Below are 25,478 nucleotides of genomic sequence, written 5' to 3' on the forward strand. Positions count from 1 at the left end.
CGGTGTCTTGAGACATCACATTATTGCTTTAATGAATCACTCGTTGGCTCGACTAGTTAAAAGTAATGCGGTCTCCCAGCCTTAGAAAAGGTTGGGAGACCGCATTGCTTCAAAATGTTTAGTCTAGGTAATCGCGCAGAACCTGTGAACGCGATGGGTGACGCAACTTCGACATGGTCTTCGATTCGATCTGACGAATACGTTCACGGGTAACACCGTAAACCTTGCCAATCTCGTCTAAGGTCTTCGGCTGGCCATCGGTCAGTCCGAAGCGCATGGCGACAACGCCGGCTTCACGTTCGGACAGCGTATCCAAAACCGAATGCAGCTGTTCCTGTAGCAAGGTGAAGGACACCGCGTCAGCTGGAACGACCGCTTCAGAGTCTTCGATCAAGTCACCGAACTCAGAGTCTCCGTCTTCACCCAGTGGGGTGTGCAAGGAAATTGGTTCACGACCATACTTCTGAACTTCGACAACCTTTTCAGGGGTCATGTCCAGTTCCTTAGCCAATTCTTCTGGAGTCGGTTCGCGACCGAGATCCTGAAGCATTTGGCGCTGGACGCGAGCCAGCTTGTTGATGACTTCAACCATGTGCACAGGGATACGAATCGTACGTGCTTGGTCGGCCATGGCACGGGTGATGGCCTGACGGATCCACCAGGTCGCGTAAGTCGAGAACTTAAAGCCCTTGGTGTAGTCGAACTTCTCCACCGCACGGATCAGACCCAAGTTACCTTCCTGGATCAAGTCCAAGAAAAGCATGCCACGGCCGGTATAACGCTTCGCAAGCGAAACTACCAGTCGAAGGTTTGCTTCTAGAAGGTGATTTTTGGCGATCTTGCCGTCGTGGATGATCTGCTCGTAGTCCCAGCGCAAGCGCTGATCCATCGAACCATCATCCTTGTTGATCTTGTCGGTAGCGAAAAGGCCCGCTTCAATACGCAGAGCCAAATCAACTTCCTGCTCAGCGTTTAGCAGAGCGACTTTACCGATCTGCTTTAGGTAGTCCTTGACCGGGTCGGCGGTTGCGCCGGCCACCATGACCTGCTGCTGAGGAGCATCATCATCGGCTGAAGACAAAGTGAATCCCTTGGATTCCTCTTCCTTTGCCGAGCCGTCCTTGGCGCCAGTTGCGTCAGAAGCACCCGACTCAGAATCGTCTTCGGACTCTTCAGAACCCTGCTCGTTCTCTACCGGTTCTTCGGTAGCTGCAGTCTTCTTGGTGCGAGGCGTAGCCTTCGCACGGGTAGCGCGCTTTTTCGCGACAGGGGTCTTTACCGATTCCTCGGTCTCTGCCTCAGTTGCCATACGATTAGCGTTCGTCTCAGAAGATGACACGAATAACCTTTCTAACGATGCGTTCCGGATGCACCTGCCGGTAACACCACTATGACCCTGTCAAGTCCGAATGCGTTGTAATCAGTGACTCAACGCGACGGTGGGTACATTGTTATCAACGCACCAACCACGTCTAATGTTCCCAAAACTATGTTTTTCGAACTTAGACATCTCGAACCTAACCGGGTCTGTTTTTTCATTATCCACTAATTCGCCCACAGACACCACTTGGGCAAGTTTCCCGCGCGTCTACTACCCCATCCGCGCTCTCCAGGCGCGAAGTTCATCCGTTGCCCATTCGGGCATGGCTCCCCTATTCATCAATTCACGAAGCAACTGGGCCAGACGATAGTCGCCCTGCTCATCCAGAACTCTGTCTAACAACATGATCGCCATCGAGCCGCGCCCGCGCGCCCATTCGATCCACGCCAAGATACATAACAAGGCGTGACGTTCTTCAGCACGAGCGACTCCCAATAAATCTCGAGAAATAGACCAAAGCCGTTCTATGCGTCTCCAGTCTGGGCCTTGCCATCCTCGTCCCAAAAGAAAATCTGCCAAAGGTTTAGCTTGGTCTTTTCCAGAATTGAGGCATAGTTGTTCTGCCATGATGATGGTTTGTTCGGCACCGACGCCAGCAAGATAGGGCAGAACGTCGCGAATGATTCTTTTGTGGAGGCCTACAAGCATGCGAGCTGCTCCCGACTTCGATGAATGAAGGAATGCTCTTGCTCGCATTTCATCCATATCTAGGACGTCAGCCCATTGCTCAAGGCTTTCCAGTACGTCTAGAGCAAGAGACTTCGCAAGTAGTCGAATCTCTTCAGCGTTGCCCCATTCTTCGATCCCGGTTCCGTCCCACGGACGGTCTAATGGTGCCGATCCTGCAAGCACCAGCGAAAGGTTCGTGTTTCCTAAGGCAACGTTTGGACGCGGAAAAGTTATTTTTACATCGTCATCGGCGTAGTCCCAGACCTGATCGCCAGACAGACACCATGCCTGACGCAGATCAATGTCGGTGTATTCGAGGGCTTCGTCAAGTTCACCGATGACTTGCCGGTATGGAACATTACGGGGATTGCGGGAACTATCCGGCGCGTACACAACGGCCACGAGGCTACGCACCTGAGGCAAACGATGTAACAAATTGAGCACTTGCCCCAGCCACGCCTCACGATCTTCCGGATGGCTTTCGCCCGGCAAATCGACACGAAGCGTCGCTTCAAGTCTTTGCCCAACAATGAGCAGGAGCACTAATGAATTTTGCGGATGAAATCCAAGTGCATGGGGTATGTAAGCCAGCACGTCATCGCAATCAGAGAGCGAGAGGGGCTGGCGTTCTGGTGTTGTAGTCATATCCCCACAATGCGCCTGAAGGCGTCGCTGCATCATGACTTCGGCACGTGCTGTGGAGAACTATTTAAGCCGGAATTTTTGTGCCTTGTCGGCGTGCTTTGCCGCGTTCAATCAGCATGAAAGTGACTCCAATAAATGCCATGACAAACTGCACCAAGAGGGCGATTCGGAATGCTGGCAAATTATACAATTCACCGTTTGAACCGTTCGCGACATACTGCCAGTCCATGATCGCACCGACCAAGTAGATCGTGACGAAGCCTCCAAAGAAACCGCCGGTGTTTACCAACCCCACGGCCGTACCCATAAGATGAGGCGGGTTAAAAGTGCGCGCGAAGTCGAAGGCGATGACTGAGGACGGTCCGCCTGCTGCGACAGCAACAAGTAAAAGAATCAGCACCCATAACGGTGCGGCACCCGGCCAGAACAGTACTACGGCCCACATGAGGGTCATCGCTGCAATCACACCAAGAGCAAAGTTGGAACGTTTGTCCGGGTATCTAGCGGTCAGCGCGCCAAGAAATGGCCCATACAAAATGGCAACAACCACAAAAATCGACATCAGGGCAGAGGCGAAGTCGCCATCGAGTCCTTGACCCTGTACGAGGAACGGGTACCCCCAGGAAAGAAGGAAGACGTTGAGCATAAATGAGGTGGTGAAGTGAGTCCAAAAACCCAAACGTGTGCCTGGTTGTTTCCAAGCTGCGCTCAGCCGATCCCGGGTACGCATTGGCGCACTGGTGCTCAGGTGCGCCCATCCAGGACCGTTCCGTATCAATGACACGGCAATGAGCAAGCTTGCTAGGGCTAAACCTGACATCACCGAAAAAGCAGGTGTCCATCCGAATTGAACAAGAAGCAAGTGAAACGGAAAAAGACTGACAAGCTGGCCCATTTGGCCAAAGGTTCCAACAAGCTGGGTCAGTACCGGAATTCTAGAGCCTGAAAACCATAGGGGCAGCAGCTTCAGTACGGAGACAAACACCATGGCGTCGCCCGAGCCAACAAGGATTCTCCCAACGAGTCCCATCGGTACGTTGGTAGAGATAGCTAGGAATGCCTGCCCCATCGCCATCAACACCGACCCGCTGATGATCAAGATTCGAGGGCCCACTTTGTCCAGCAGTAAACCGATGGGCACCTGTGCTCCGGCATAAACGACAAGTTGCACCACCGAAAATGAGGCCAAAATCTGCGCTGTTGCATCAAATCTTTCGGTAGCCTGCAAACCCGCTACACCGAAGCTTGTGCGTTGAGAGACCGCTGCCATATAGGCAAAAATTCCAGCACAGAAAATGATCCATGAGCGCGTCGAATTTAGATGCGTCTGAATCACTGGTCGGGGTCACCCGATGTGGAGTCGTTATCCCGGGGCTCTCGGTTGGCATCTAGCCACTGTGCGTTGTCTTCGATGGTGGCAAGGAAATTTTCAACACTTGCACCAAGCTCATCGGCGTCCGGGATTCTTTCGTCTTCGTCCAACAACAGCGAACGCCGATCGTGTTCCTGAGCGTGCGCGTCAAATCGCTTCTCGAAACCGAGAACCATTTGTTTAACGTCGTTGCTGCCTTCGAGTTGTTCCGCCAATTGAGACTCGATCAGTCGGCCAGCTTCACGCAGTTTTTCGGTCGGAAGCGCCAATTTTAAAGCCGCTCCGACGTGCTCTAATGCCGCTACAGCTGCGGCAGGATATTCAGCTTCGGCCAGATAGTGCGGTGTGTGGAGCGAATAGCCGACCACGTCACGACCGGCATCGTTGAGCCGAATTTCCAATAAGGAGGTGAGGCCAGAGGGAGTTTCAGCCGTCGGGCTCCACGTAGATATATTTTCGATGAGGTCTTTGCGATTTCCGTGAGCGGTCACCCCGACCGGACGGGTATGCGGCACAGGCATCGGTAAGGATGCGGTACCAATCACCAGATTCACGTTGAAAGCTTGAATAAAGTTTAGTAGTTCTGCGATGGTTCGCTCCCAGCGCAGATCCGGTTCGACGCCGGCAAAAAACCAGAACTTACGGTCCAGCTCATCGGTCATCAGATAAATTTCCAAACGCGGCTCTTGATAGCCTGCGAAGTGGTCACCGATGAACGTCACTCGTGGACGTTGAGTACTGTAAACCACCAGTTCGTCGGCGTCGAAGCGCGCGTATAGCTCGGATTTGAGGTGCGCAAAAAGCTCGTTGCAGACTAAATCGTGGGCGTGCCCAGCGTCGGAGGCGCCTCGCAAAGAAACGTACATGCCCAAACCCTGCAAGCTGGGATCGTCCAGGTTGGTGCTGACCAGAGTCATCAACGGTTCCTTGGACATTCACACCTCAATTGTTTCCGGTTACTGCCTCTACGGCCACAAAATCTTGCAGCTCAAGGAACCATCCTAGCTGTTTGCCCTTTCGCTCGCTGTGAAGTGAGGCACGCCGAAGTGCAACCTTCGGCTAACATCGTGTGTAGGAAATACTCAGCTCACCGGCTCCATCTACCGGTTATCCTCATGGGCTGAACCATCCTTAGACCCTACAAAGGCATAGAAGGAATGATTTTGTGATCAACTCCAGTGATCTCACGTTGACCGCCATTGGTGCAGACATCAAACGGAAAAACGCCGACACGCTCATCTTGGGTGTCCTAAAAAAGGACGACAAGGTATCCATTGCCGCTTCTCCACTTGCTGCCGAGACCACCGCAGCTTTGGAGCAGTCGCTGCTCACACTCAACGTCGCAGGCTCAGCCGACGAGGTAACTCTGCTTCCCGCTGTTGACGGCACCAAGGTCAAGACGATCCTCTTCATCGGGCTGGGTGTGAAGGACCTAGGTGAACTGACCGATGAGAAACTACGCCGCGCAGCCGGTTCGGCAGCGCGACAGCTTTCCAACGCGAAGACCGCAATCTTTGCTTTGCCAGCCGACAGCATCGAACAGGTCGCCGCAGTGGCCGAGGGCGTGGCCTTGGGCTCATACCGTTACGAGAATTTCCGTTCGAAGAAGAACGACAAGCCAGTGCTCACCGAGGCATTCATCGCTACAGCGGTGGCTACCTCCAAGGACCTGCCGAGCTTGCTCAAGCGTGCCGCGGTCATCGGCCGCGCCGTGCGTGGGACCCGAGACCTGATCAACGCTCCGGCCAACATCCTGTACCCAGAGTCGTTTGCCAGCGCGGTGAAGGATCATTCCAAATCTTTGCCGTTGAAGGTCACCGTCTTTGATGAGAAGCGACTAACCAAGGAAGGCTTCGGCGGTCTAATGGGCGTCGGTGGCGGTTCGGTCCGTCAGCCTCGCATGGTCAAGGTTGAGTACTCGCCGTCCAAGGCGGCCAAACATTTGGCTCTGATTGGTAAGGGCATCACTTTTGACACCGGTGGCATCTCGATCAAACCAGCCGCCGGAATGCACGCGATGAAATCCGATATGTCCGGCGCCGCCGCCGTATACAACACCATCGCGGCCGTGGCAGAACTTGGCTTGGATCTGAAGGTCACCGCGTGGCTTTGCTTGGCCGAAAACATGCCAGGTGGAGCGTCCACCCGTCCCGGCGACGTGCTGACCATGTTTGGTGGCAAGACCGTAGAGGTACTCAATACGGATGCCGAAGGTCGTTTAGTGATGGCCGATGGCCTTGCTGCTGCAAGTCTCGAGAAACCAGACGTACTCATTGACATTGCAACGTTGACCGGAGCACAGATGCTTGCCCTAGGCTTGCGCACCGCAGGCATTATGGGCAATGAGCAAGTTCGTGACGATTTGGTAGCCGCTTCGGACGCCGTCGGCGAGCTCGCTTGGGCCATGCCACTGCCAGAGGAACTTCGTCCGACCATCGACTCTCAGGTTGCCGACTTGGCAAATATTGGCGAGCGTATGGGTGGCATGATGACCGCCGCGGTGTTCTTGGAAGAATTTGTGGGTGAAACCAATGGACAGAAGATCCCTTGGGCGCACATTGACTTCGCAGGTCCCGCCTTCAACGAAGGCTCCGCGTGGGGTTACACCCCGAAAAACGGCACCGGATCGCAGGTGCGCACTCTCGTGGCATTTGCCGAGAAGATGTCTGGCACCCGCTAAAAATGCCTTTTAGAACACATTCTGGTGCGGGCGATGTCATAGCCCGCACCGGAATGTGTGCCAAAATACGAGATATGGCCGACTTTTAGCCAACTCAAGATGACTCTGGTGCATTGACGGTACTAAAGTAAGTTTTGAAACATCACCGGTGAATTTTTACTCGCGCCCTCGGACGTGGGCGAATATGTTCACCACCCGATCCCCTGGTCGGCCATGGCCGACCTCACTTAGCTATTACGAGGGAGCGTTCACGTGGCCGATTCGGCAGCAACGCAAGAATTTGATGTCCTCATCCTCGGCGGCGGTTCCGCTGGATACTCGGTCGCATTGCGCGCCATCCAGTTGGGCTTCACCGTCGGACTGATTGAGAAGGAAAAGGTCGGTGGCACTTGCTTGCACACCGGCTGTATCCCGACTAAGGCGTACCTGCATGCAGCAGAACTCGCCGAGAATGCTCGCGAAGGTGCCAAATACGGCATCAACTCGTCGCTTGAGTCAATTGACCTCGGTGGCGTACGCAAGTACAAGGACGGCATCGTCGCCGGCAAGCACAAGGGTCTTCAGGGTCTATTGAAGATGAAGAAGGTCAACGTTATCGAAGGTAACGGACGCCTAGTCTCCAAGGACACCATTGACGTAGATGGTGTCGCGTACAAGGGGAAGAACATCGTTCTTGCTACCGGTTCGACTTCCAAGACCTTCGGTCTGGAAATCGGTGGCCGCGTACTGACCAGCACCGAAGCGCTGAACATGGTTGACATGCCAAAGAGCGCAATCGTGCTCGGTGGCGGCGTCATCGGTGTCGAGTTCGCTTCGGTATGGAAGTCCTTCGGCGTCGACGTCACCATCGTTGAAGGTCTGCCTTCACTGGTACCAAACGAAGACCCAGCCATTATCAAGACCCTTGAGCGTTCGTTCAAGAAGCGTGGCATCAAGTTCAACACCGGTGTCTTCTTCGAGAAGGTAGAGCAGGACGATAACGGTGTGAAGGTCTCGCTGGCTGACGGCAAGGTTCTGGAAGCAGAAATCGTTCTTGTTGCAGTGGGTCGCGGCCCGGTCACCGAGAACATGGGCTTCGAAGAGCAGGGCATCACCCTGGATCGCGGCTTCATCATTCCAAACGAACGTCTGCACACTGGCGTTGGCAACATCTACGCAATTGGCGACGTCGTCCCAGGCGTACAGTTGGCCCACCGCGGTTACCAGCACGGCATCTTCGTAGCCGAGGAAATCGCCGGACAGAACCCAACCATCGTTGAAGACATCAACATCCCGAAGGTAACTTTCTGCGAGCCAGAAATCGCTTCGGTTGGTTACTCCGAGCCTAAGGCTAAGGAGAAGTTCGGCGAGGACCAGATCGAAACCACCGAGTACAACTTGGCTGGCAACGGCAAGTCCTCGATCCTGGGCACCTCCGGCCTGATCAAGATGGTTCGCGTCAAGAACGGTCCAATCGTGGGCGTTCACGGCATTGGCGGTCGCATTGGCGAGCAGATCGGTGAAGCACAGCTGATCGTGAACTGGGAAGCATACCCAGAGGATGTTGCACAGCTCATCCACGCACACCCAACGCAGAACGAAGCGCTAGGCGAGGCCGCAATGGCTCTGGCTGGCAAGCCACTACACGGCTAATTTCGCTGATAGTTCACCGGGTAGCACGTTCACACGCGCTACCCGGTGTACTAAGCTCGGAGGCAACGCCTCCATTCATCGGTTTGTGGGTGTGCACAAGTAACTAGTTGCCCACCCAAACCACACTTCAAGCTTTATTTAAGAGGAGATACGGGAAGATGTCTGAGACCGTAAACCTACCCGCACTGGGTGAAAGCGTTACCGAAGGTACGGTAACCCGCTGGCTGAAGCAGGTCGGCGACCGCGTAGAGGTTGACGAGCCATTGGTGGAAGTTTCCACCGACAAGGTCGACACCGAGGTTCCATCACCTGTTGCTGGCGTTATCGAAGAAATTTTTGTCGCCGAAGATGAGGAAGCCGAAGTTGGCGCACCTCTAGTTCGTATTGGCGATGGCTCTGGCTCCGGCGAAGCAGCTCCTGAGGCTCCTGCCGCAGAAGAGGCACCCGCTGCTGAGGAAGCTCCTGCAGAAGCAGAAGCACCAGCCGCCAAGGAAGAGGAAGCTCCGGCTGCTAAGGAAGAGGCTCCAGCAGCTTCCGGCACCGGCACCGGCACCGGCACCGAAGTCACCCTCCCAGCTTTGGGCGAATCGGTTACCGAAGGTACCGTCACCCGCTGGTTGAAGGAAGTTGGCGAAGAAGTAGCCGTCGACGAGCCACTACTTGAGGTTTCCACCGACAAGGTTGACACCGAGGTTCCATCGCCAGTTGCTGGCACCTTGCTGGAAATCCGCGTAGCCGAAGATGACACCGCCGAAATTGGTGCCGTCCTTGCAATCATCGGTGCCGCCGGCGCTGCTCCGGCAGCCAAGGAAGAGGCTCCGGCCGCTCCAGCACCAGCTGCCAAGGAAGAGGCTCCGGCCGCTCCAGCACCAGCTGCCAAGGAAGAGGCACCAGCAAAGGCAGAGGCTCCAGCCGCTCCTGCTGCATCAGCTCCAGCCGCTAAGGCCGAAGCTCCTGCAGCGCCAGCAGCTGAGAACAACTCCGACGCTGGCTATGTAACTCCATTGGTACGTCGCTTGGCTAACCAGCACAGCATCGACATCGCCTCGGTCAAGGGCACCGGCGTTGGTGGACGCATCCGTAAGCAGGACGTTCTCGACGCAGTGGCCGCCAAGGAAGCTGCAGCACCAGCTGCTTCAGCTCCAGCTCCAGCAGCAACCAAGCCAGCAGCCGCACCGGCTGTCGAAGCTTCATCGTTGCGCGGTACCTCCGCGAAGGCCCCACGCATCCGTCAGGTTATCGCCCGTCGTATGCGCGAGTCCCTTGAGGTCTCCACTCAGCTGACTCAGGTTCACGAGATTGATATGACCCGCGTGGTCAAGCTGCGTGCTTCTGCCAAGACCAATTTCAAGGCAGTCAACGGCGTCAACCTCACCTACCTGCCATTCATTGCTAAGGCAGTTGCCGAAGCATTGAAGGCACACCCGAAGCTGAATGCCGAGTACGACGAAGAGACTCAGCAGATCACTTACCACAATGCCGAGCACCTGGCATTTGCTGTCGACACCGACAAGGGCCTGCTGGTTCCTGTCGTTTCGAACGCGGGCGATCTGAACCTCGCCGGTATGGCTTCGCGCATTGCCGACGTTGCAGAGCGCACCCGTACCAACAAGATTGGTCCGGATGAGCTTTCCGGTGGCACTTTCTCGATCACCAACATTGGTTCGGTTGGCGCACTATTTGACACCCCGATCATCAACCAGCCACAGGTCGCAATCCTGGGTACCGGTGCGATCGTGAAGCGTCCAATGGTTATCACGGACGCAGACGGCAACGATTCGATTGCCATCCGCCACATGATGTACCTGTGCCTGACTTACGATCACCGTCTAGTTGACGGCGCCGATGCAGGTCGTTTCCTGCAGACTCTCAAGGCTCGCCTTGAGGGTGGCGCTTTCGAAGGCGACTTGGGTCTGTAAAGCTCCCAAATCGGCTTAGAATAGCTAGCTCAACGATCGCCCCTTCCGATACTTCGGGAGGGGCGATCGTCGTTTCTACAATTCGTCGAAAATCAATTAGGCTAGAGTCATGACCTTCTTAACTCTCTTTCTAGTTTTTCTGCATATTCTCGGCGCAGCAGCGATCTTTGGCGGCTGGCTGGCTAACTTCAAGACTCCAACCGTCAACGTTTGGCAGTGGTATGGCGCGATTGCCCAGCTCGTCACCGGCCTAGCTTTGGTGGGTATGGCAGAGGCTAACGATGGGGATGTGAACCACGTCAAGATCGGCGTTAAGGTCGTTATCGCGATCATCATCGCCGTTGCTGCATTCTTGGGTCGCAAGAAGATCAAGGCCGGCGAGGAAGTTCCTACCGGACTTGCTCACGCCACAGGCGGCATGGCTCTGATCAATATCGCGATCGCCGTGCTCTGGGTCTAACCCCAACGCAAGCCCCTGGTCTTAGTCAAAGGCGAGGTATTCCGACGTTTCACGGATGCCTCGCCTTTGTCATGCCCCACGGCCAAGTAATTTACCAATTTTCCATTGCCCTTCAACGAGTTTGAGTTCCACCTGGATACGTTCATGTGCTCCGCTCGCCGCACGATGAACCACTTGGTCCTTTGCATTGATATAGTCATAGGCTTCTTGCGTCGAGGTTGCGCTAAGTATCACGGTGTCAGGATGTGCACGAGCCATGATTGAAATGTCTTCCAGCGTCGTATTCAACCCACTGAGCCCTAGCTCCAACTCTGCCAAGCTGTCGAGCATTTGCTTGTCGCGTTCCAACTGCTCCGAGGCAGGCGGATAGATCCTCGCTAAAGCCTTGATGTTTTTAGCTTCCAAAGCTGCATCTCGTTCGCCGGAGAGTTTCAGGAAGTTGGCAATGACGACATCCGCTGAAAACGCACAGGCCGGGACCACCGCAGCGTCTTGTATCCGGCAGTCTTCAACCGGTACAGCCGGTTCCGTGTTCTCTGCTTTGGTGCTATTCCGCTGATCCCCCATGAGATTCACACCCAGGATACTGACGACGATAAGCGAGATTCCGCCGACGACAGTCAAATACACCTTGCTGCGTCCTGGGGTTTGATGTAGCTCGTGCTCTTGCCAGTGGGACTGCGCAGCTGAGGATGGTTTTTTGGGACCTTTCACCTTCCGTAGCTTGACCCGCGCATGTTTCGATTTCACTTCGGGGTGAACGGTTGCCATCAAATGAGTCGAGTCCGTCGGCGTGCAATGTTGCCAATCAATTGGTTCGGCCTGTGCAGCTGCAAACAATGTTCTAGCAAACTGTTCGGCTGTTGGGCGCTGACGAGGATCTAGATGTAAAGAATCCAGCATCAATTCGTGTATGAGTGTCGGTATTTGGGGGAAGATCACCGTAATGGGAGGACGTTGCCCTGGCTCTGGCGGCGCGGTACCTTCGAGTAGAAACCAGAGGCAAGCTCCGAGTGAGTAAACATCCTGCTCACCTACGCGAGATTCGATTTGGCATGCGGCTACTTCTGGTGCCATAAATCCAGGTGTGCCCGAACCTACGCTCTGGTCGCTAGCAATTCGAGCCTCTTGGAAGTCCCCCAGCTTTGGCATACCCTCGGCCGTGAGCAGCACATTGCTCGCTGATACATCCCCATGCACCTGTCCACTGGCATGTAGTGCGGAGAGGGTTTGGGCAATCGGGGCCAAGGCAGTGACGCACTCCCCCAACGAAAATGGGGCGCGCTCTTCAAGAAGCTGAGCCAGGCTACCGCCCGGGCAATACTCCATGAGAATACCGGCGCCTAATTGTGTTGTGAGAGTACCGTAAAAATCGACGACATATTTCCTTGCTGATTCAACCTGTTTCTGCCGCAAGGAACAAATACGTTCTGCCTCAGAGGAAATCTTCAACACCATGTAACTCTGATCTGAGTCACGACGCATTAACCAAACTTTGCATGGTGACTTGGCATTTAGCGGTCGCACCGTCACGTACCCCGGGCAGGTCGGCCACGCCAGTAAATTGTTTGAATCACTCATGGTTCAGTTCTAACGCAAAATCGAAAAAGGCGTTGAAGTTATCCACAGCGAAGCCCTCGCCAGCCAATTAGCAGGCAGTGTTCCAAAAGGCGTAGGGTTGCCAATATGGCGATCGAATTCGAACGAGTCGGACTCGGCACGGAACTAATTCCATATATGCAAGCATGGGATTATCAGCAAAATTTGCACGATGCTGTAGCAGCCGATGAACAGACCCCAAGAGTCCTATTTCTTGAGCATGAGGCGGTGTATACCGCCGGCAAGAGGACCGAACCTGAAGATTTACCACTTGATGGCACCCCCGTTGTCGACGTTGATCGTGGAGGAAAGCTAACCTGGCATGGCCCGGGCCAGCTCATCGGATATCCGATCGTAAAACTCAAGAAGATCAGCGCGATTCGTCTATACGTTGAGACTTTAGAAGAGGCGTTAATTAACGTTATCGATGAAATGGGAATCCCGACCGTACAGGTTAAAGGTCGCTCAGGCGTTTGGGTACCAGGAGTTAACGGCGAGCAAGACCGAAAGATCGCCGCTATTGGTATCCGCATCAACCGTGGAGTCACGATGCACGGGTTTGCGCTCAACTGTTCGAATAATCTCACTGCATATGACCAGATCATCCCCTGCGGCATCACCGATGCTGGCGTCACCACAATTTCCCAAGAACTAGGCCAGACGGTTTCCCCCAACGACGTCGTTGATCGGGTACAAGAGGAACTTGAGCGTCTGCTCACTCCACAAGTCGTCTAAGCACAAGATTTCAAACGTAGAAGGACCCTTTAATGAGCATTGAACCTGAAGGCCGTCGACTGCTGCGCGTCGAAAAACGCAACGCCCAGACTCCTGTAGAGCGCAAGCCAGAGTGGATTCGCGCAGAACTGAAAATCGGCCCCGAATACGTCGGGCTAAAAAATCTCGTGCAGTCCGAAGGCCTACACACGGTGTGCGAAGAGGCCGGTTGCCCAAATATTTTCGAATGCTGGGAAGATCGCGAAGCGTCCTTCCTTATCGGTGGCTCAGAATGCACCCGTCGCTGTGACTTCTGTCAGATTGACACTGGCAAGCCTGCCGCACTTGATCGTTCAGAGCCATTCAAGGTGGCCATGAGCGTCAAGAAAATGGACCTTCGTTACGCTTCGATCACCGGCGTAGCTCGCGATGATCTCGAAGACGAGGGTGTCTGGCTCTACGCCGAGACCGTACGCCAGGTACACAAGATGAACCCCACCACCGGTGTGGAACTGTTGATCCCAGATTTCTCGGGTAAACCAGATAATTTGGATGCCATTTGCGATTCCGAACCTGAGGTCTACGCCCACAACGTCGAGACCGTTCCACGTATTTTCAAGCGTATTCGTCCGGCCTTCCGCTACGAACGTTCCATGGATGTCATCACCCATGGCCGGAAGCGAGGCTTGATTACGAAGTCGAACCTGATTTTGGGTATGGGCGAAACTCGTGAAGAAATCTCCGAAGCCATGCGTGACCTGCACGAAGCCGGTTGCGATCTCCTGACCATTACCCAGTACCTGCGCCCTACCGAGCGCCACCTGCCAGTGGACCGCTGGGTGAAGCCACAAGAATTCCTCGAACTGCAACAAGAAGCCGAAGAACTCGGATTCTCCGGTGTAATGTCCGGTCCATTAGTACGTTCTTCGTATCGTGCTGGCCGACTCTGGGCCGGTGCAATGCGCAAGAAGGGTCGCGAGATCCCTGAAGCATTGTCCAACATTGAATCTTCGGGTACTACCCGACAGGAAGCCGCTTCGCTACTTAGTCGCTAAGCAACACGAGAGTTTTATTTCGTCGGACCCAACAGCCGCAAAAATCGGCTGTTGGGTCCGACGCTTTGTCGCGTACAGTGCCAAAACCAAGTAAATTCTCTTGTAAAGAGCCCTGCAGAAAAATAAGCCAGTTAGATCGCGTAGAATTGAAGCACTATGGCCAAAAACTCCGATAACGATGCGGCCGCGCAGCAGAAGCGTGGTTTGTTTTCGCGTAAACCCAAAGCTGAAAAACAAAATAAAGAGCCCGGTCGCCTAAAGCAAATGGGCCAGGTCTTCCAGATGACCCGCCGTAATGACCCGATGGTCGTTTGGTGGATGCTTCTGGCATTCCTTGGTGTCATTGTTGTAGGTCTGATCATCGGCATTCTGATCCAGAACTGGATCACCTTGCTGATTATCGCGATCCCGCTCGGCTTACTTGCCGCCCTGTTCATCTTGTCCCGACGGGCCGAGAAAGCTGCGTTCGCACAGCTTATAGGCCGTCCAGGCGCCGCCGGAGCAGCAATGAGCGTGCTACGTCGAGGCTGGATTTTGAAGGATGAGCCAGTAGCGTTTAACCGTCACCAGGACTTAGTGTTCTTGGCAGTCGGACGCCCAGGCGTCGTACTTGTTACCGAAGGTCCAACCAACCGCGTTCGCGATTTGGTGACTTCCGAGCGTAAGCGTATTTCTCGCGTGCTGCCAAACGTTCCGATTCATGTGATCAACGCTGGCCAGAGCGAAGACCAGACTGATCTGGTTGACGTGAGCAAGAAGATGAAGAAGCTTCCTAAATCGATTACCAAACTGGAAATCAGCGCAGTTGATAAGCGACTGACTACCTTGACCGCAAACCGCTTGCCGATCCCTAAGGGCATCGACCCGAATCGTGCACGACCTAACCGTCGCGCTCGCTAATCTCGGTCAAAAGAAAAACCGCACTAGAATTTCTAGTGCGGTTTTTCTGTGTCTGAACTACATCAAATTCTCTAGCGGATATTCACTAGAACGCTCTTGGCGGCTCGATCGTGGAATCCTCGCTGGTCTGTGTCTGAGAAGAACACAGGAATTACTAAACACAGCAGAACCGATCGAATCACTCCGGCCAGCGGCTTCACCGCGGTTCCGTCCATCGACTGAACTTGAAGCCCAAAGGTACGATGCCCAATACTGTGACCGGTGAAACCTACGGCAATCATCTGCCCGGCAAGGAATAGCAACAAGGTCGCCAGATCTCTAAAATCAAATAGCCACCAGCTGAGCAACATGCACAGTCCCCAGTCTAGGCAGAGTGCACCGACTCTTCGGGGAAAGCGTCCAATCGATCCGGCGCCCTTTTCGGGACGGCCTAATCGTTGCCCCGGCCATTCTTGGGAGTTTAATTGCGGGGGGCCTTCAAGCCACGAGCTAAAGTCTTTACGTTCCACATACCTAGTGTATCGGGGGCAACTGTGTGAATCTCATCAGTTTGTTACGAGTCACATTGCACCCACTGACGGGGCACGACGCGCCCAAACTATTCCTATGTAACGTGGCCGAAACAATCGAGACACCATTGTGAAACGGATTCTAGGTAAGATTACTAGGTAAGCAAGAGAACCGGTCACATTCACTTGTGTGATCGTTCCGTTTACCAAACCAATATCTCAACAGGGAGTAACCTGCACATGTTTACCAGTCCAGAAGAAGTCTTGGCCTACATTGCCGAGGAAGAAGTCAAGTTCCTCGACGTCCGCTTCACCGATCTACCAGGCGTTCAGCAGCACTTCAACGTCCCGGCAAAATCCGTGGACGCAGACTTCTTCGTCAACGGTCAGCTCTTTGACGGTTCCTCCATCCGCGGTTTCGCTGGAGTCTCCGACTCCGACATGCAGCTGATCCCGGATGTCACCACCGGCTTCGTTGATCCGTTCCGCATCGAGAAGACCTTGGCCTTCAACTTCTCCATCATCAACCCACGCACCGGTGAGCCTTACCACCGCGACCCACGTGGCGTTGCAGAGCGTGCCGAAGCCTACCTAGAGTCAACCGGTATCGCAGACACGGCAGTTTTTGCTCCAGAAGCAGAATTCTTCATCTTCGAAGACGTCCGCTACGAGTCCACCCCCCAGGGCGCCTTCTACAAGATCGACTCTGACGAAGCGCCTTGGAACACCGGCCGCAAGGAAGAGGGCGGCAACCAGGGTTACAAGACCCCTTACAAGGGTGGCTACTTCCCAGTGTCGCCAACCGACAAGCAGGCAGATCTGCGCGACGCCATCTGTGTCGAGTTGGACAACGTGGGTCTCGAAGTTGAACGCAGCCACCACGAGGTCGGCGCAGCCGGCCAGGCTGAGATCAACTACAAGTTCAACACCATGGTTCACGCAGCCGACGAACTGATGCTCTTCAAGTACGTTGTGAAGAACGTCGCCGATGCCTGGGGCAAGTCAGCAACCTTCATGCCAAAGCCAGTCTTCGGCGATAACGGCTCGGGCATGCACGTGCACCAGTCGCTGTGGGCCAAGGGCGAGCCACTGTTCTACGACGAAAAGGGCTACGCAGGACTCTCCGATACCGCTCGCTGGTACATCGGTGGCCTGCTGAAGCACGCTTCGGCGGTGCTGGCATTCACCAACCCAACGGTGAACTCCTACCGTCGTCTGGTCAAGGGCTACGAAGCTCCAGTGAACATGGTCTATTCGCAGGGCAACCGCTCCGCAGGTATCCGTATCCCAGTGACCGGTTCGAACCCTAAGGCAAAGCGTATTGAGTTCCGTGCACCTGATGCATCCTCGAACCCATACTTGGCCTTCGCAGCACAGCTCATGGCTGGCTTGGACGGCATCAAGAACCGCATCGAGCCTTCGGACCCAATCGACAAAGATCTCTACGAGCTTCCTGCCGAGGAAGCCAAGGACATCCAGCGCGCTCCAGAGAGCTTAGAAGACGCGTTGAAGGCTCTAGAAGCCGACTACGAGTTCTTGCTCGAAGGCGGCGTGTTCACCGAGGACCTGGTCCGCACCTGGGTCGAGTACAAGCGTGAAAACGAAATCAAGCCACTGAGCCTGCGCCCGAACCCATACGAGTTCGAGCTCTACTACGGTTGCTAATTCTTCACACCTGCTAGCCAACCGCTAACTGAAGGCCTGTCCCGCTGGGACAGGCCTTCTGCGTTAACGAATCAAATAAGCCATAAGACTTAGCACGTGGAGCTTGTCTGACATAGCGTGGAGTCATGGACATCAGTACGTGGCTAGCGGTCAAACGCGACGACAACGAAATCGTGGGCTATCTGGAGCCGCTGGACGAAGCCTACGACAAGGTGTGCCCGCGCTCAGTCCTTGGCCACCCGGTACTCGTTGCATGCGACTATATGGACGGCGAAGAGCTGCTTTTAGAGCGTGGAATCGGCGAGCTTGCCAACCAATGGGCATTACATGTCGTGGACCCCAGTGAAAAGGTGCCATTAGCCATCATTGAGGTCTCGGCTCATGGCATCGTAGTCGCCGACGCCTTACTGACCAAAGCATTGGCGCCCACAGAGCGAATCATCGTGCCATGGCCAGATGTCGAGTCAAGGCTTACCCCATACCGGGGCGGTTAGTAGCGGGTTTTTTCTTCTTTCATGGTCCACTCGGTAAAGACCTCCGCGGCCGCTTCAAGGGGCGCATGCGTGAATGGGATAAGCCGCTCCCCCATTGGCTTGTCGAGCTCGGTATAAATCAGCTCATCATCAAAACCGATGCCCGCGGCGTCAACCCGGGTATTGGCGTAGTAGACGTGCCTAAAACGCGACCAATAGATTGCGCCCAGACACATCGGGCAGGGCTCGCAGCTTGTGTAGAGTTCGCAATCTGAAAGATCAAAGGTGGCCAGTTTTGTGCCGGCGTTACGTATCGCGACCACTTCGGCATGGGCGGTAGGATCATTGGATCCGGTAACCTGGTTGGTGCCCGTAGCGATGATTTCGCCGGCCCTCACAACCACTGCGCCGAAAGGGCCGCCCTGATTTGCTTGCATACCGCGACGAGACATCTCCACGGCCTCACGCATGAATCGCTCGTCCATTTCTTCTACCGTTCCATACTCTGTTGTAGGAATAATACTTGGTGCTCAGCTGACCCTGAGGCCTGACGCTAGTCTAGGCAAAATCTCCGATAAACGGGGAGTCTCGTTGATGAGTTATTTATTAGCTTTTGAGCTTCAACGCACGAAAGTACCGCCACCGAGCCAGAACTTGCGCTACACGTAACAACGGATACAGCACTCGCCACGGCAGAGCAGATGAAGGTTTGGTCAATGACCTGATGGTGAGGAAAATATTCTCATCACGGCGTTCTAGAACAAATGCTTCTTCCCCGCAGACCGGATGTCCGGGAAGTGTTTGATAAGCGAAACCCACGCGGTATTCGGTGTTCACTACCGCTATCACCCGAACCGGTTCTAGTACCGTCAGCCCTAGGGCGTGCACGCTGATCGTTGGTTCTTGTCCGGGTACTACCGGCACGGCGGGAGTCACCCGAAAACCACTGCGCGTTTTGATTCCCCAGCTCAGCAACTGAGAGCAGGCCCACCGCCACTGCTCAACGCCTTGGCCGATGTAGATGCTCTTTGCCCAGCACGCATACCCTTCCGTGCTTGGTGCCCAGCTACTGTTCGACGGTTCGGTCAACGACGTTTTGTTCTGGTTTTTCAAGGTCTGACCTAGTCTTCGAAGCCGTAGAAGAGTTGTTCAAAAATCGCCCGAGAATGTCTCGTAGCTCGCAGATAATCTTCTTCCAGAGCAGATCCCTGATTTGCTTCGTAACCACACCAACGCGCTACTGCCTCCATATCGCGGGCGGACCGTGGAAGCACATCGCTGGAGCGTCCCGAAGTGATGATCTCGGCACTGCGAATACGGGTAGCCATTGACCAGGTGTAGTCCAAAAGTTCGGCATCTTCTTCGCTGATCAGTTCTAGTCCGGCCATCGCATCAAGTGCTTTGCGGGTCGCTGGTGTGCGCAAGGAGGCATGTTTCCAGGCGTACTGAAGCTGGTAAAACTGCACCAACCACTCAATGTCAGATAGTGACCCCCGACCAAGTTTAAGATGCCGGTTAGGATCCGCTCCGCGTGGAAGCCTTTCGGACTCCACACGTGCCTTGATCTTACGGATGTCTTTCATCTCAGACTCTTCAAGTCCCTTACCGTAGCGAACTGGCTCAATAAGTTTAATGAAGTCTTCGGCAAGCTGTGTGTCACCGGCAAAAGGACGGGCACGCTGTAACGCCTGCCGTTCCCAAACTTCCACCCACCGCTCGTAGTATTTTGCGTATCCGTCAAGCGAGCGAACAAGCATCCCGGCGCGACCTTCGGGGCGTAGATCCGAATCAACTTTGAGCTTTACTTCGGCGGGGATCGCTGGCTTCAGCGGTTTCACACACCAAGAAATCAGCTCCGTGACCACTCGTAGTGCCTGTTCCTGCGATTCTTGTGCGCTCGCGCCGGGCATGGGCCGTTGGACAAAGAGCATGTCAGCGTCCGAACCATAACCGATTTCTGCACCGCCTTGCCGGCCCATGGCAATCACGGTAATCACCGCATGCTCACCATGCTTTTGTTGATCAGCATTGAGCAATACCTTCAGCACACCATCGATCATATTTCCGTCGATATTCGAAAGTGCCTCTCCAACTTGCGAGACATTCAACAGTCCAGCCCCGTCGGCAAGAGCTACCCGCAAGAATTCGCGTCGGCGTACCAGCCGAATTTGTCGAATTGCCGCTTCTGGCTGCTTGGTCCGATGAATGATGGAGGCGTTCTGCTGTTGCAGGCTCTGATAGGACTGCGGTATCAAGGCTGCGTTAGAACCCAGCCAAGCCGCCGCAGCAGGCTCATTAGCCAACAGGTCGGTAAGGAAGCGAGTGTTGGACAACAGATGGCTCAGCCGCTCGGCGGCCGCGTTGGTATCGCGTAGCATCCCTAAGAACCAAGGCGATTTGCCCAGGGCCTCACTCAATCGGCGAAACCCCAGTAGCCCGGCATCCGGGTCTACACCGTGAGCGAACCAATCTAACAACACGGGCAACAACTGTCGTTGCAGTGAAGAACGGCGCGATACTCCCCCGGTGAGCGCTTCGATATGGCGCATTGCAGCCTTCGGATCCAAATAGCCCAAGGCTCGCAATCGTGCCTGAGCCGATTCTGGAGTCAACCGGACATGGTCTGCAGAAAGGTTTGAGCTAGTGACCAGCAGTGGCCGGTAGAAAATACGCTCATGCAGGGAACGGACCAAACGTTTGGTCTCATTCCAGCGGCGCAGTAACCGCTCGGGATTGGTGGCTTGTAAATCGCCGACCCCGCGCACCGCACGGGCAAGGACGCGCTGGGCGCCCTCGACGCGTGGCATCAGGTGGGTTCGCCGAAGCTGGCTCAACTGGATACGGTGCTCTAGCAGGCGTAAATACCGGTAGGACTCGTCGAAGTTTTTGGCGTCTTCACGACTGATATAGCCGGTTTCGCTCATGGCCCGAATCGCTAGCGTGGTCGTTGGAACCTGAATGGACGGTTCAACTCGTCCGTGGACCAGCTGCAGTAACTGCACGGTGAATTCCACATCACGTAGCCCACCTGGACCGAGCTTAATCTGCCAAGGAATTTCTTCCTTGTCGATATGATCTGTCACCCGGCGGCGCATCGCTTGAACGGATTCCACAAAACCTTCGCGTTCCGAACTCGACCACACCATCGGTGAGACCATGCGCTCATAAGAGCGGCCCAGCTCGGTATCTCCGGCGATGGCACGTGCTTTGAGCAAGGCTTGGAACTCCCAAGAATGTGCCCATCGTTTGTAATACGCCTCGTGCGACGACAAGGTCCGCGTCAGCGCACCGTCTTTACCCTCGGGGCGCAGATTTGCGTCAACTTCCCAAAGCATCGGTTCCGGGCCCGGAGTCATGATGACCCGTGCCGTGTTGCCACAAAGAACCGTGGCAATGGCTGCCGCCAGATCCTCATCTACGTGAGGAGTGCTTCCATGCACGTAAATGACATCAACATCTGAAATATAGTTCAGTTCCCGGGCGCCACATTTACCCATGCCAATAATAGAAAGCTTGACGCAGTCAACGTCCTCCGGACTGTATTGCTCGGAGGCTTCAGCGCGTGCAATCGCCAATGCGCCTTCAAGCACTGCGCCAGCCATATCTGCCAGTTCTGCGGCAACCAGCGGAAGAATTTCGTGCGGGTCTGCAGCTCCAAGGTCACGGTATGCCAAGGACAGCAGGGCCTTACGATAACTTGCACGGAGTTTTTGCCGCGCATCAGCACCGATGCTGGAGGAAATCCAATGATTATTGGCCGTTCGGGTTGCCCCGACAGACTCCAGCATGGCGCTACGCATAGTTTCCAAGCTGACCGGTTTAAAGGTTTTGCTCGGAGCCTCACGCACAATGTCCAATGCTTCAGGACACCGGATGAGAAACTCTCCCAGAGCCGAAGACCCGCCAAGCAGACGGACCAATGCGAGGCAATTCTCAGGCTCGCGGAAAATACTTGCAGCTTCCGGATGGCGGTCTACCAAACGCAAGGCCAGTAACAGTGCTTGGTCTGGGTCCGGCGCGTGCGCCATCATCCTCACAATAAGCACCGGGTCAATTTGCGCTAGTTCCTCTGATTCAAGGAATTTCTTCGCGCGTTCGGTATCGCTGAAGCCAGCGTTGATCAGTGCACGTGAGGATACTTCTGCCATGTTTTTCGTGTGTCTCCTGCTGCCGCCACAAGGTGCGCGTGACGTGCGTTTTAGAGGATTCCCAAATACTTGTTGAGCTCAAAAGGGGTGATTACCTGACGGTATTCTTCCCATTCTGCTCGCTTATTCGCTAAGAATGAGTTGAAGACCTGTTCGCCAAGTACCTCGGCCATGAATTCGGATTCTTCCATAGCCTTCAGCGCGTCATGCAAGGTACCCGGTAGCGGAACGTGGCCCGAAGCGCGCCGTTCGGCGGTGGACAATGCCCACACGTCGTCTTCGGTTGGTTCCTCTAGCTCGTAATTCTCGCGAATCCCCTTCAGCCCGGCGCCAAGCAGTGTTGCATACGCTAAGTAAGGGTTCGCTGCCGAATCGATACCGCGATATTCCACTCGTGCGCTTTGGCCTTTACCCGGCTTATACAGTGGCACGCGCACCAAAGCTGAACGGTTGTTATGGCCCCAGGAACGGTAACTTGGAGCTTCGCCGCCGCCCCAAAGTCGTTTATAGGAATTCACGAACTGGTTCGTGATTGCCGTCATTTCTGGCGCATGGTGCAGTATGCCTGCGATAAATGATCGGGCGACATCAGATAATTGGTACTCACGGCCGGCTTCAAAGAACGCATTTGAATCGCCTTCGAAGAGCGAGAAATGAGTGTGCATGCCGCTGCCTGGCTGATCCGAAAACGGCTTGGGCATGAAGGTTGCATGAATGCCCTTCTGCATCGCCATTTCTTTGATCACCGTACGGAAGGTCATGATGTTGTCCGCGGTCTGTAACGCGTCCGCGTAGCGCAAATCAATTTCATTCTGGCCAGGACCGGTCTCATGGTGGGAGAACTCTACCGAGATTCCCAGAGCTTCCAAGGTCGTGACCGAGGCGCGACGGAAATCTTGCCCAACTCCGTCGGGCACATGATCAAAATAGCCGCCGTTATCAATTGGCTGCGGGCGTCCTTGCGCGTCCAGTTTGCTACTTTCTAGCAGGTAGAACTCGATCTCTGGATGTGTGTAGCAGGTAAAGCCCATATCAGCGGCTTCGGTCAGCTGACGCTTGAGCACTTGACGTGGATCCGCGTTAGATGGCTGACCTTCGGGGGTGAGGATGTCACAGAACATGCGACTGGTGGGTTCTACTTCACCGCGCCACGGCAAGATCTGGAAGGTCGCAGGATCCGGTTGCAACAGCATGTCCGACTCGGAGATGCGCGACAGCCCGTCGATCGAGGAGCCGTCAAAACCTAGTCCCTCTTCAAAAGCGTCTTCTACTTCAGCCGGAGCCAGTGCAACAGACTTCAAGGAACCGACCACGTCGGTAAACCACATACGCACAAATCGAACGTCTCGTTCTTCAATGGTGCGCAGCACGAATTCTTGCTGACGATCCATAATTCACCGCCTTATAAAAATCTTTGATTCCCGCGCTGATCACGGCAGGGAGTTAAACAACTTGTTGCAAGACTATACGTTTTAAGCCCCGATCTCGCCCCCCGCATCGCAGGGTATAAGTGCGATAAGGTTTTTCTATGCCACAACCATATCTTTCTGACCCCGACAAAGGCCCATCGCGCATTCGGGTTCACCATCTACAGCAGGCAAAAGAACGCGGCGAAAAGTTTGCCATGTTAACTGCATATGACGTCATGATGGCGGAAATTTTCGACCAAGCCGGGATCGAAATCCTACTTGTCGGTGATTCAGCGGCGAATACCGTGATCGGTTACGATTCGACCCTGCCAATTACCGTGGACGAAATGATCGTCTTCACTAAGGCAGTTTCAAACGGTACCAAGCGTGCTTTGGTTGTCGCAGATCTTCCCTTTGGCTCTTATGAGCAGTCTGCCCAACAGGCTGTCGCCACTGCTGTGCGGCTGATGAAAGAAGGTGGCGCGCAGGCGGTGAAGATCGAAGGTGGCCACGAGTTCGCTGAACACGTCCGTGCCATGGTGCTAGCTGGAGTGCCAGTGATCGGACATATCGGTTTCACCCCGCAGTCTGAACATGCTTTGGGTGGGTACCGGATCCAAGGTCGTGGAGACGCGGCCGAAAGCATGATCGCCGACGCCAAAGCTCTAGAGCGCGCAGGCGCTTTCACCATCCTCATGGAAATGGTTCCGAGCCCTGTCGCGGCGAAGGTTGATGAAGTGTTGACGGTACCAACCATTGGTATTGGTGCGGGCAACGCGACCACCGGCCAGGTTTTGGTGTGGCAGGATTTGCTGGGCTTAGGAGCGAACCGCACGCCACGTTTTGTCAAAAAATATGCTGATCTTCGTTCGGTGATTTCGTCGGCGGTAAGCCAATATCATCAGGAAGTCGTCAGCGGTGCTTTCCCATCTGCCGACTACGAATTCAAAGAATAAGCGACTTGGCGCTTAAACGAAGAACCCGCGTATGGAAATACTCCCCTACGCGGGTTCTGCATATTTAGGCTTCTTCTTCGTCCTCGGCATCCCATGCTTCGTTACGAGCCTGCACCTTGCTCATCGCGTTGCGTGCCGCCTCTTCAGTATCGTAGGGGCCTAAAAGTTTCGTCCAATCGGACTGTGGACCCTTCTCAATACTTCCCGTTGATACGTTGTACCAATACTTGCCTTCTTCTGAAATGGAAGTCTCGCTCACCGTAAGCTCCTCGGGTCGTTGGATCTTGATGACTCAACGCTAGCTCAATCTCACGCAGTTCGGTTGATCTTCAAAGCGTATGTTGTGCTCATTGCGTAGTTAGAATGTTTATATGGCTACTGTCGCAACTGCACCTCTTGGAACCTTGACTCCCGGCACAATCTCTCCCGAACTTAGTGTCCCGGCCGATATTGAACGCCCCGAATATGTGGGCAAGAAGGCCCCGGCGGAAAATACTGCCTCAGAGGTGAAAAGCCCTGAAGTTATTGAAAGAATACGTATTGCTTCGCGCATTGCCGCTCAGGCATTGGCCGAAGTAGGCAAAGCCTGCCAGCCAGGAATAACCACCGATGAGCTTGACCGCCTGGGACACGAGTTCCTCATGGACCACAAGGCCTATCCTTCCACCCTGGGATACCGCGGTTTCCCAAAGTCTTTATGCTCATCACTCAATGAAGTTATTTGCCACGGCATCCCAGACAGCACCGTGGTCCAAGATGGCGACATCATCAATATTGATATCACCGCCTACATTGGTGGAGTGCATGGGGATAACAACGCAACATTCCTCGTTGGGGACGTTGACGAAGAATCCCGGTTACTCGTTGAACGTACCGAAATGTCGCTGAAGCGCGCTATTAAATCGGTAATGCCCGGCCGGGAAATTAATGTCATCGGGCGCATCATTGAAAGCTATGCGAAGCGTTTCGGCTACGGCGTGGTCCGCGATTTCACCGGACACGGCGTCGGTGAGGCTTTCCATACCGGCCTGATCATTCCGCATTACGATGCGGCACCGGCCTATAACACCATCATCGAACCCGGCATGGTGTTCACAATCGAACCGATGCTCACCTTAGGCACCACCGAATGGGATATGTGGGAAGACGACTGGACGGTCACTACCCGCGATAAAAAGCGCACCGCACAGTTTGAACACACGCTATTGGTGACCAACGAGGGCGCTGAGATCCTTACGCTCCCATAATTGCTAAGCGCTACAACATCGTGAAACAGCGCAGGCCGAGTCCCA

Annotated in this window: 22 protein-coding genes; 11 read left to right on the forward strand and 11 right to left on the reverse strand. The window is 54.6% G+C overall.

What is annotated here, in order from left to right:
- Positions 1–118: 118 nt before the first annotated feature.
- From CIK74_RS15435 to CIK74_RS15450, 4 genes are all read right to left on the reverse strand, one after another.
- On the reverse strand, positions 119–1,339 hold the full coding sequence (locus tag CIK74_RS15435) for an RNA polymerase sigma factor (RefSeq protein WP_096257097.1): 1,221 nt from the start codon (positions 1,337–1,339) through the stop codon (positions 119–121).
- Between the two features lie 252 nt (positions 1,340–1,591).
- A complete protein-coding gene (locus CIK74_RS15440; RefSeq protein ID WP_096257098.1) occupies positions 1,592–2,731 on the reverse strand; it encodes a DUF4192 domain-containing protein in 1,140 nt (379 codons plus the stop codon).
- 28 nt (positions 2,732–2,759) lie between these two features.
- Positions 2,760–3,965 (reverse strand): MFS transporter, encoded by a 1,206-nt coding sequence (locus tag CIK74_RS15445; RefSeq protein WP_240520562.1) that lies wholly within the window; start codon positions 3,963–3,965, stop codon positions 2,760–2,762.
- A gap of 62 nt (positions 3,966–4,027) precedes the next feature.
- The gene (locus CIK74_RS15450) at positions 4,028–5,002 is read right to left on the reverse strand and encodes a PAC2 family protein (protein WP_096257100.1); all 975 of its coding nucleotides are present in this window, start codon (positions 5,000–5,002) and stop codon (positions 4,028–4,030) included.
- A 230-nt stretch (positions 5,003–5,232) separates the two neighbouring features.
- Here CIK74_RS15450 and CIK74_RS15455 point away from each other — a divergent pair, with 230 nt between their 5' ends.
- From CIK74_RS15455 to CIK74_RS15470, 4 genes are all read left to right on the forward strand, one after another.
- Complete coding sequence (locus tag CIK74_RS15455; protein ID WP_096257101.1) at positions 5,233–6,747, forward strand: leucyl aminopeptidase; 1,515 nt, start codon at positions 5,233–5,235, stop codon at positions 6,745–6,747.
- Between the two features lie 252 nt (positions 6,748–6,999).
- A complete protein-coding gene (lpdA, locus tag CIK74_RS15460; RefSeq protein ID WP_096257102.1) occupies positions 7,000–8,379 on the forward strand; it encodes a dihydrolipoyl dehydrogenase in 1,380 nt (459 codons plus the stop codon).
- A gap of 158 nt (positions 8,380–8,537) precedes the next feature.
- Complete coding sequence (gene sucB / locus CIK74_RS15465; RefSeq protein ID WP_096257103.1) at positions 8,538–10,298, forward strand: 2-oxoglutarate dehydrogenase, E2 component, dihydrolipoamide succinyltransferase; 1,761 nt, start codon at positions 8,538–8,540, stop codon at positions 10,296–10,298.
- A gap of 109 nt (positions 10,299–10,407) precedes the next feature.
- The gene (locus CIK74_RS15470; protein WP_096257104.1) at positions 10,408–10,758 is read left to right on the forward strand and encodes a hypothetical protein; all 351 of its coding nucleotides are present in this window, start codon (positions 10,408–10,410) and stop codon (positions 10,756–10,758) included.
- Positions 10,759–10,827: 69 nt separating this feature from the next.
- Here CIK74_RS15470 and CIK74_RS15475 read toward each other — a convergent pair whose 3' ends face one another.
- A complete protein-coding gene (locus CIK74_RS15475; protein ID WP_096257105.1) occupies positions 10,828–12,339 on the reverse strand; it encodes a protein kinase in 1,512 nt (503 codons plus the stop codon).
- Positions 12,340–12,405: 66 nt separating this feature from the next.
- On the opposite strand from CIK74_RS15475, the gene lipB reads away from it, so the two are divergent.
- The 3 genes from lipB to CIK74_RS15490 all read left to right on the forward strand — a co-directional run bounded on the left by lipB (position 12,406) and on the right by CIK74_RS15490 (position 15,026).
- Positions 12,406–13,092: a lipoyl(octanoyl) transferase LipB gene (gene lipB / locus CIK74_RS15480; RefSeq protein WP_256382740.1), complete on the forward strand. Its 687-nt coding sequence runs from the start codon at positions 12,406–12,408 to the stop codon at positions 13,090–13,092.
- 32 nt (positions 13,093–13,124) lie between these two features.
- Complete coding sequence (lipA, locus tag CIK74_RS15485; protein WP_096257107.1) at positions 13,125–14,126, forward strand: lipoyl synthase; 1,002 nt, start codon at positions 13,125–13,127, stop codon at positions 14,124–14,126.
- A 156-nt stretch (positions 14,127–14,282) separates the two neighbouring features.
- Positions 14,283–15,026, forward strand: coding sequence for a DUF4191 domain-containing protein (locus CIK74_RS15490; RefSeq protein ID WP_096257108.1), 744 nt, complete (start codon positions 14,283–14,285; stop codon positions 15,024–15,026).
- Positions 15,027–15,097: 71 nt separating this feature from the next.
- Here CIK74_RS15490 and CIK74_RS15495 read toward each other — a convergent pair whose 3' ends face one another.
- Complete coding sequence (locus CIK74_RS15495) at positions 15,098–15,535, reverse strand: RDD family protein (RefSeq protein ID WP_096257109.1); 438 nt, start codon at positions 15,533–15,535, stop codon at positions 15,098–15,100.
- Positions 15,536–15,775: 240 nt separating this feature from the next.
- On the opposite strand from CIK74_RS15495, the gene glnA (CIK74_RS15500) reads away from it, so the two are divergent.
- Positions 15,776–17,200 (forward strand): type I glutamate--ammonia ligase, encoded by a 1,425-nt coding sequence (gene glnA / locus CIK74_RS15500; RefSeq protein ID WP_096257110.1) that lies wholly within the window; start codon positions 15,776–15,778, stop codon positions 17,198–17,200.
- A 125-nt stretch (positions 17,201–17,325) separates the two neighbouring features.
- Positions 17,326–17,694, forward strand: a complete 369-nt coding sequence (locus CIK74_RS15505) for a hypothetical protein (RefSeq protein ID WP_096257111.1) — start codon at positions 17,326–17,328, stop codon at positions 17,692–17,694.
- On the opposite strand, the gene CIK74_RS15510 is transcribed toward CIK74_RS15505, so the two are convergent.
- The 4 genes from CIK74_RS15510 to glnA (CIK74_RS15525) all read right to left on the reverse strand — a co-directional run bounded on the left by CIK74_RS15510 (position 17,691) and on the right by glnA (CIK74_RS15525) (position 23,212).
- Positions 17,691–18,158: a nucleoside deaminase gene (locus tag CIK74_RS15510; protein ID WP_096257112.1), complete on the reverse strand. Its 468-nt coding sequence runs from the start codon at positions 18,156–18,158 to the stop codon at positions 17,691–17,693. The two genes, CIK74_RS15505 and CIK74_RS15510, sit on opposite strands and share 4 nt — an antisense overlap.
- 121 nt (positions 18,159–18,279) lie before the next feature.
- Positions 18,280–18,786, reverse strand: coding sequence for a DUF1990 domain-containing protein (locus CIK74_RS15515; RefSeq protein ID WP_096257113.1), 507 nt, complete (start codon positions 18,784–18,786; stop codon positions 18,280–18,282).
- An 8-nt stretch (positions 18,787–18,794) separates the two neighbouring features.
- Positions 18,795–21,821 (reverse strand): bifunctional [glutamine synthetase] adenylyltransferase/[glutamine synthetase]-adenylyl-L-tyrosine phosphorylase, encoded by a 3,027-nt coding sequence (locus CIK74_RS15520; protein ID WP_096257114.1) that lies wholly within the window; start codon positions 21,819–21,821, stop codon positions 18,795–18,797.
- 50 nt (positions 21,822–21,871) lie between these two features.
- Positions 21,872–23,212 (reverse strand): type I glutamate--ammonia ligase, encoded by a 1,341-nt coding sequence (gene glnA, locus CIK74_RS15525; RefSeq protein ID WP_096257115.1) that lies wholly within the window; start codon positions 23,210–23,212, stop codon positions 21,872–21,874.
- Positions 23,213–23,349: 137 nt separating this feature from the next.
- On the opposite strand from glnA (CIK74_RS15525), the gene panB reads away from it, so the two are divergent.
- Complete coding sequence (gene panB / locus CIK74_RS15530) at positions 23,350–24,186, forward strand: 3-methyl-2-oxobutanoate hydroxymethyltransferase (protein ID WP_096257116.1); 837 nt, start codon at positions 23,350–23,352, stop codon at positions 24,184–24,186.
- 64 nt (positions 24,187–24,250) lie between these two features.
- Here the strand turns inward: panB and CIK74_RS15535 are convergent, their stop codons facing one another.
- Positions 24,251–24,445 carry an SPOR domain-containing protein gene (locus CIK74_RS15535; RefSeq protein ID WP_229677107.1) on the reverse strand — a complete coding sequence of 65 codons (195 nt, stop codon included), beginning with the start codon at positions 24,443–24,445 and terminating at the stop codon, positions 24,251–24,253.
- Between the two features lie 112 nt (positions 24,446–24,557).
- Between CIK74_RS15535 and map the strand changes: the two genes are divergently transcribed.
- Positions 24,558–25,433, forward strand: a complete 876-nt coding sequence (map, locus tag CIK74_RS15540) for a type I methionyl aminopeptidase (RefSeq protein ID WP_096257117.1) — start codon at positions 24,558–24,560, stop codon at positions 25,431–25,433.
- The last annotated feature ends 45 nt before the right edge of the window (positions 25,434–25,478 follow it).

The organism is Glutamicibacter sp. BW77, assembly GCF_002332285.1.
GTDB lineage: Bacteria > Actinomycetota > Actinomycetes > Actinomycetales > Micrococcaceae > Glutamicibacter > Glutamicibacter bergerei.

Coding starts and splice junctions, on each gene's coding strand:
- CIK74_RS15490 (WP_096257108.1), top strand. CDS start 14,283: ATGGCCAAAAACTCCGATAACGATGCGGCCGCGCAGCAGAAGCGTGGT.
- CIK74_RS15440 (WP_096257098.1), bottom strand. CDS start 2,731: ATGATGCAGCGACGCCTTCAGGCGCATTGTGGGGATATGACTACAACA.
- glnA (WP_096257115.1), bottom strand. CDS start 23,212: ATGGATCGTCAGCAAGAATTCGTGCTGCGCACCATTGAAGAACGAGAC.
- glnA (WP_096257110.1), top strand. CDS start 15,776: ATGTTTACCAGTCCAGAAGAAGTCTTGGCCTACATTGCCGAGGAAGAA.
- CIK74_RS15445 (WP_240520562.1), bottom strand. CDS start 3,965: ATGGCAGCGGTCTCTCAACGCACAAGCTTCGGTGTAGCGGGTTTGCAG.
- sucB (WP_096257103.1), top strand. CDS start 8,538: ATGTCTGAGACCGTAAACCTACCCGCACTGGGTGAAAGCGTTACCGAA.
- CIK74_RS15510 (WP_096257112.1), bottom strand. CDS start 18,158: ATGGACGAGCGATTCATGCGTGAGGCCGTGGAGATGTCTCGTCGCGGT.
- CIK74_RS15505 (WP_096257111.1), top strand. CDS start 17,326: ATGGACATCAGTACGTGGCTAGCGGTCAAACGCGACGACAACGAAATC.
- lipA (WP_096257107.1), top strand. CDS start 13,125: ATGAGCATTGAACCTGAAGGCCGTCGACTGCTGCGCGTCGAAAAACGC.
- map (WP_096257117.1), top strand. CDS start 24,558: ATGGCTACTGTCGCAACTGCACCTCTTGGAACCTTGACTCCCGGCACA.
- CIK74_RS15470 (WP_096257104.1), top strand. CDS start 10,408: ATGACCTTCTTAACTCTCTTTCTAGTTTTTCTGCATATTCTCGGCGCA.
- CIK74_RS15475 (WP_096257105.1), bottom strand. CDS start 12,339: ATGAGTGATTCAAACAATTTACTGGCGTGGCCGACCTGCCCGGGGTAC.
- CIK74_RS15450 (WP_096257100.1), bottom strand. CDS start 5,002: ATGTCCAAGGAACCGTTGATGACTCTGGTCAGCACCAACCTGGACGAT.
- CIK74_RS15520 (WP_096257114.1), bottom strand. CDS start 21,821: ATGGCAGAAGTATCCTCACGTGCACTGATCAACGCTGGCTTCAGCGAT.
- panB (WP_096257116.1), top strand. CDS start 23,350: ATGCCACAACCATATCTTTCTGACCCCGACAAAGGCCCATCGCGCATT.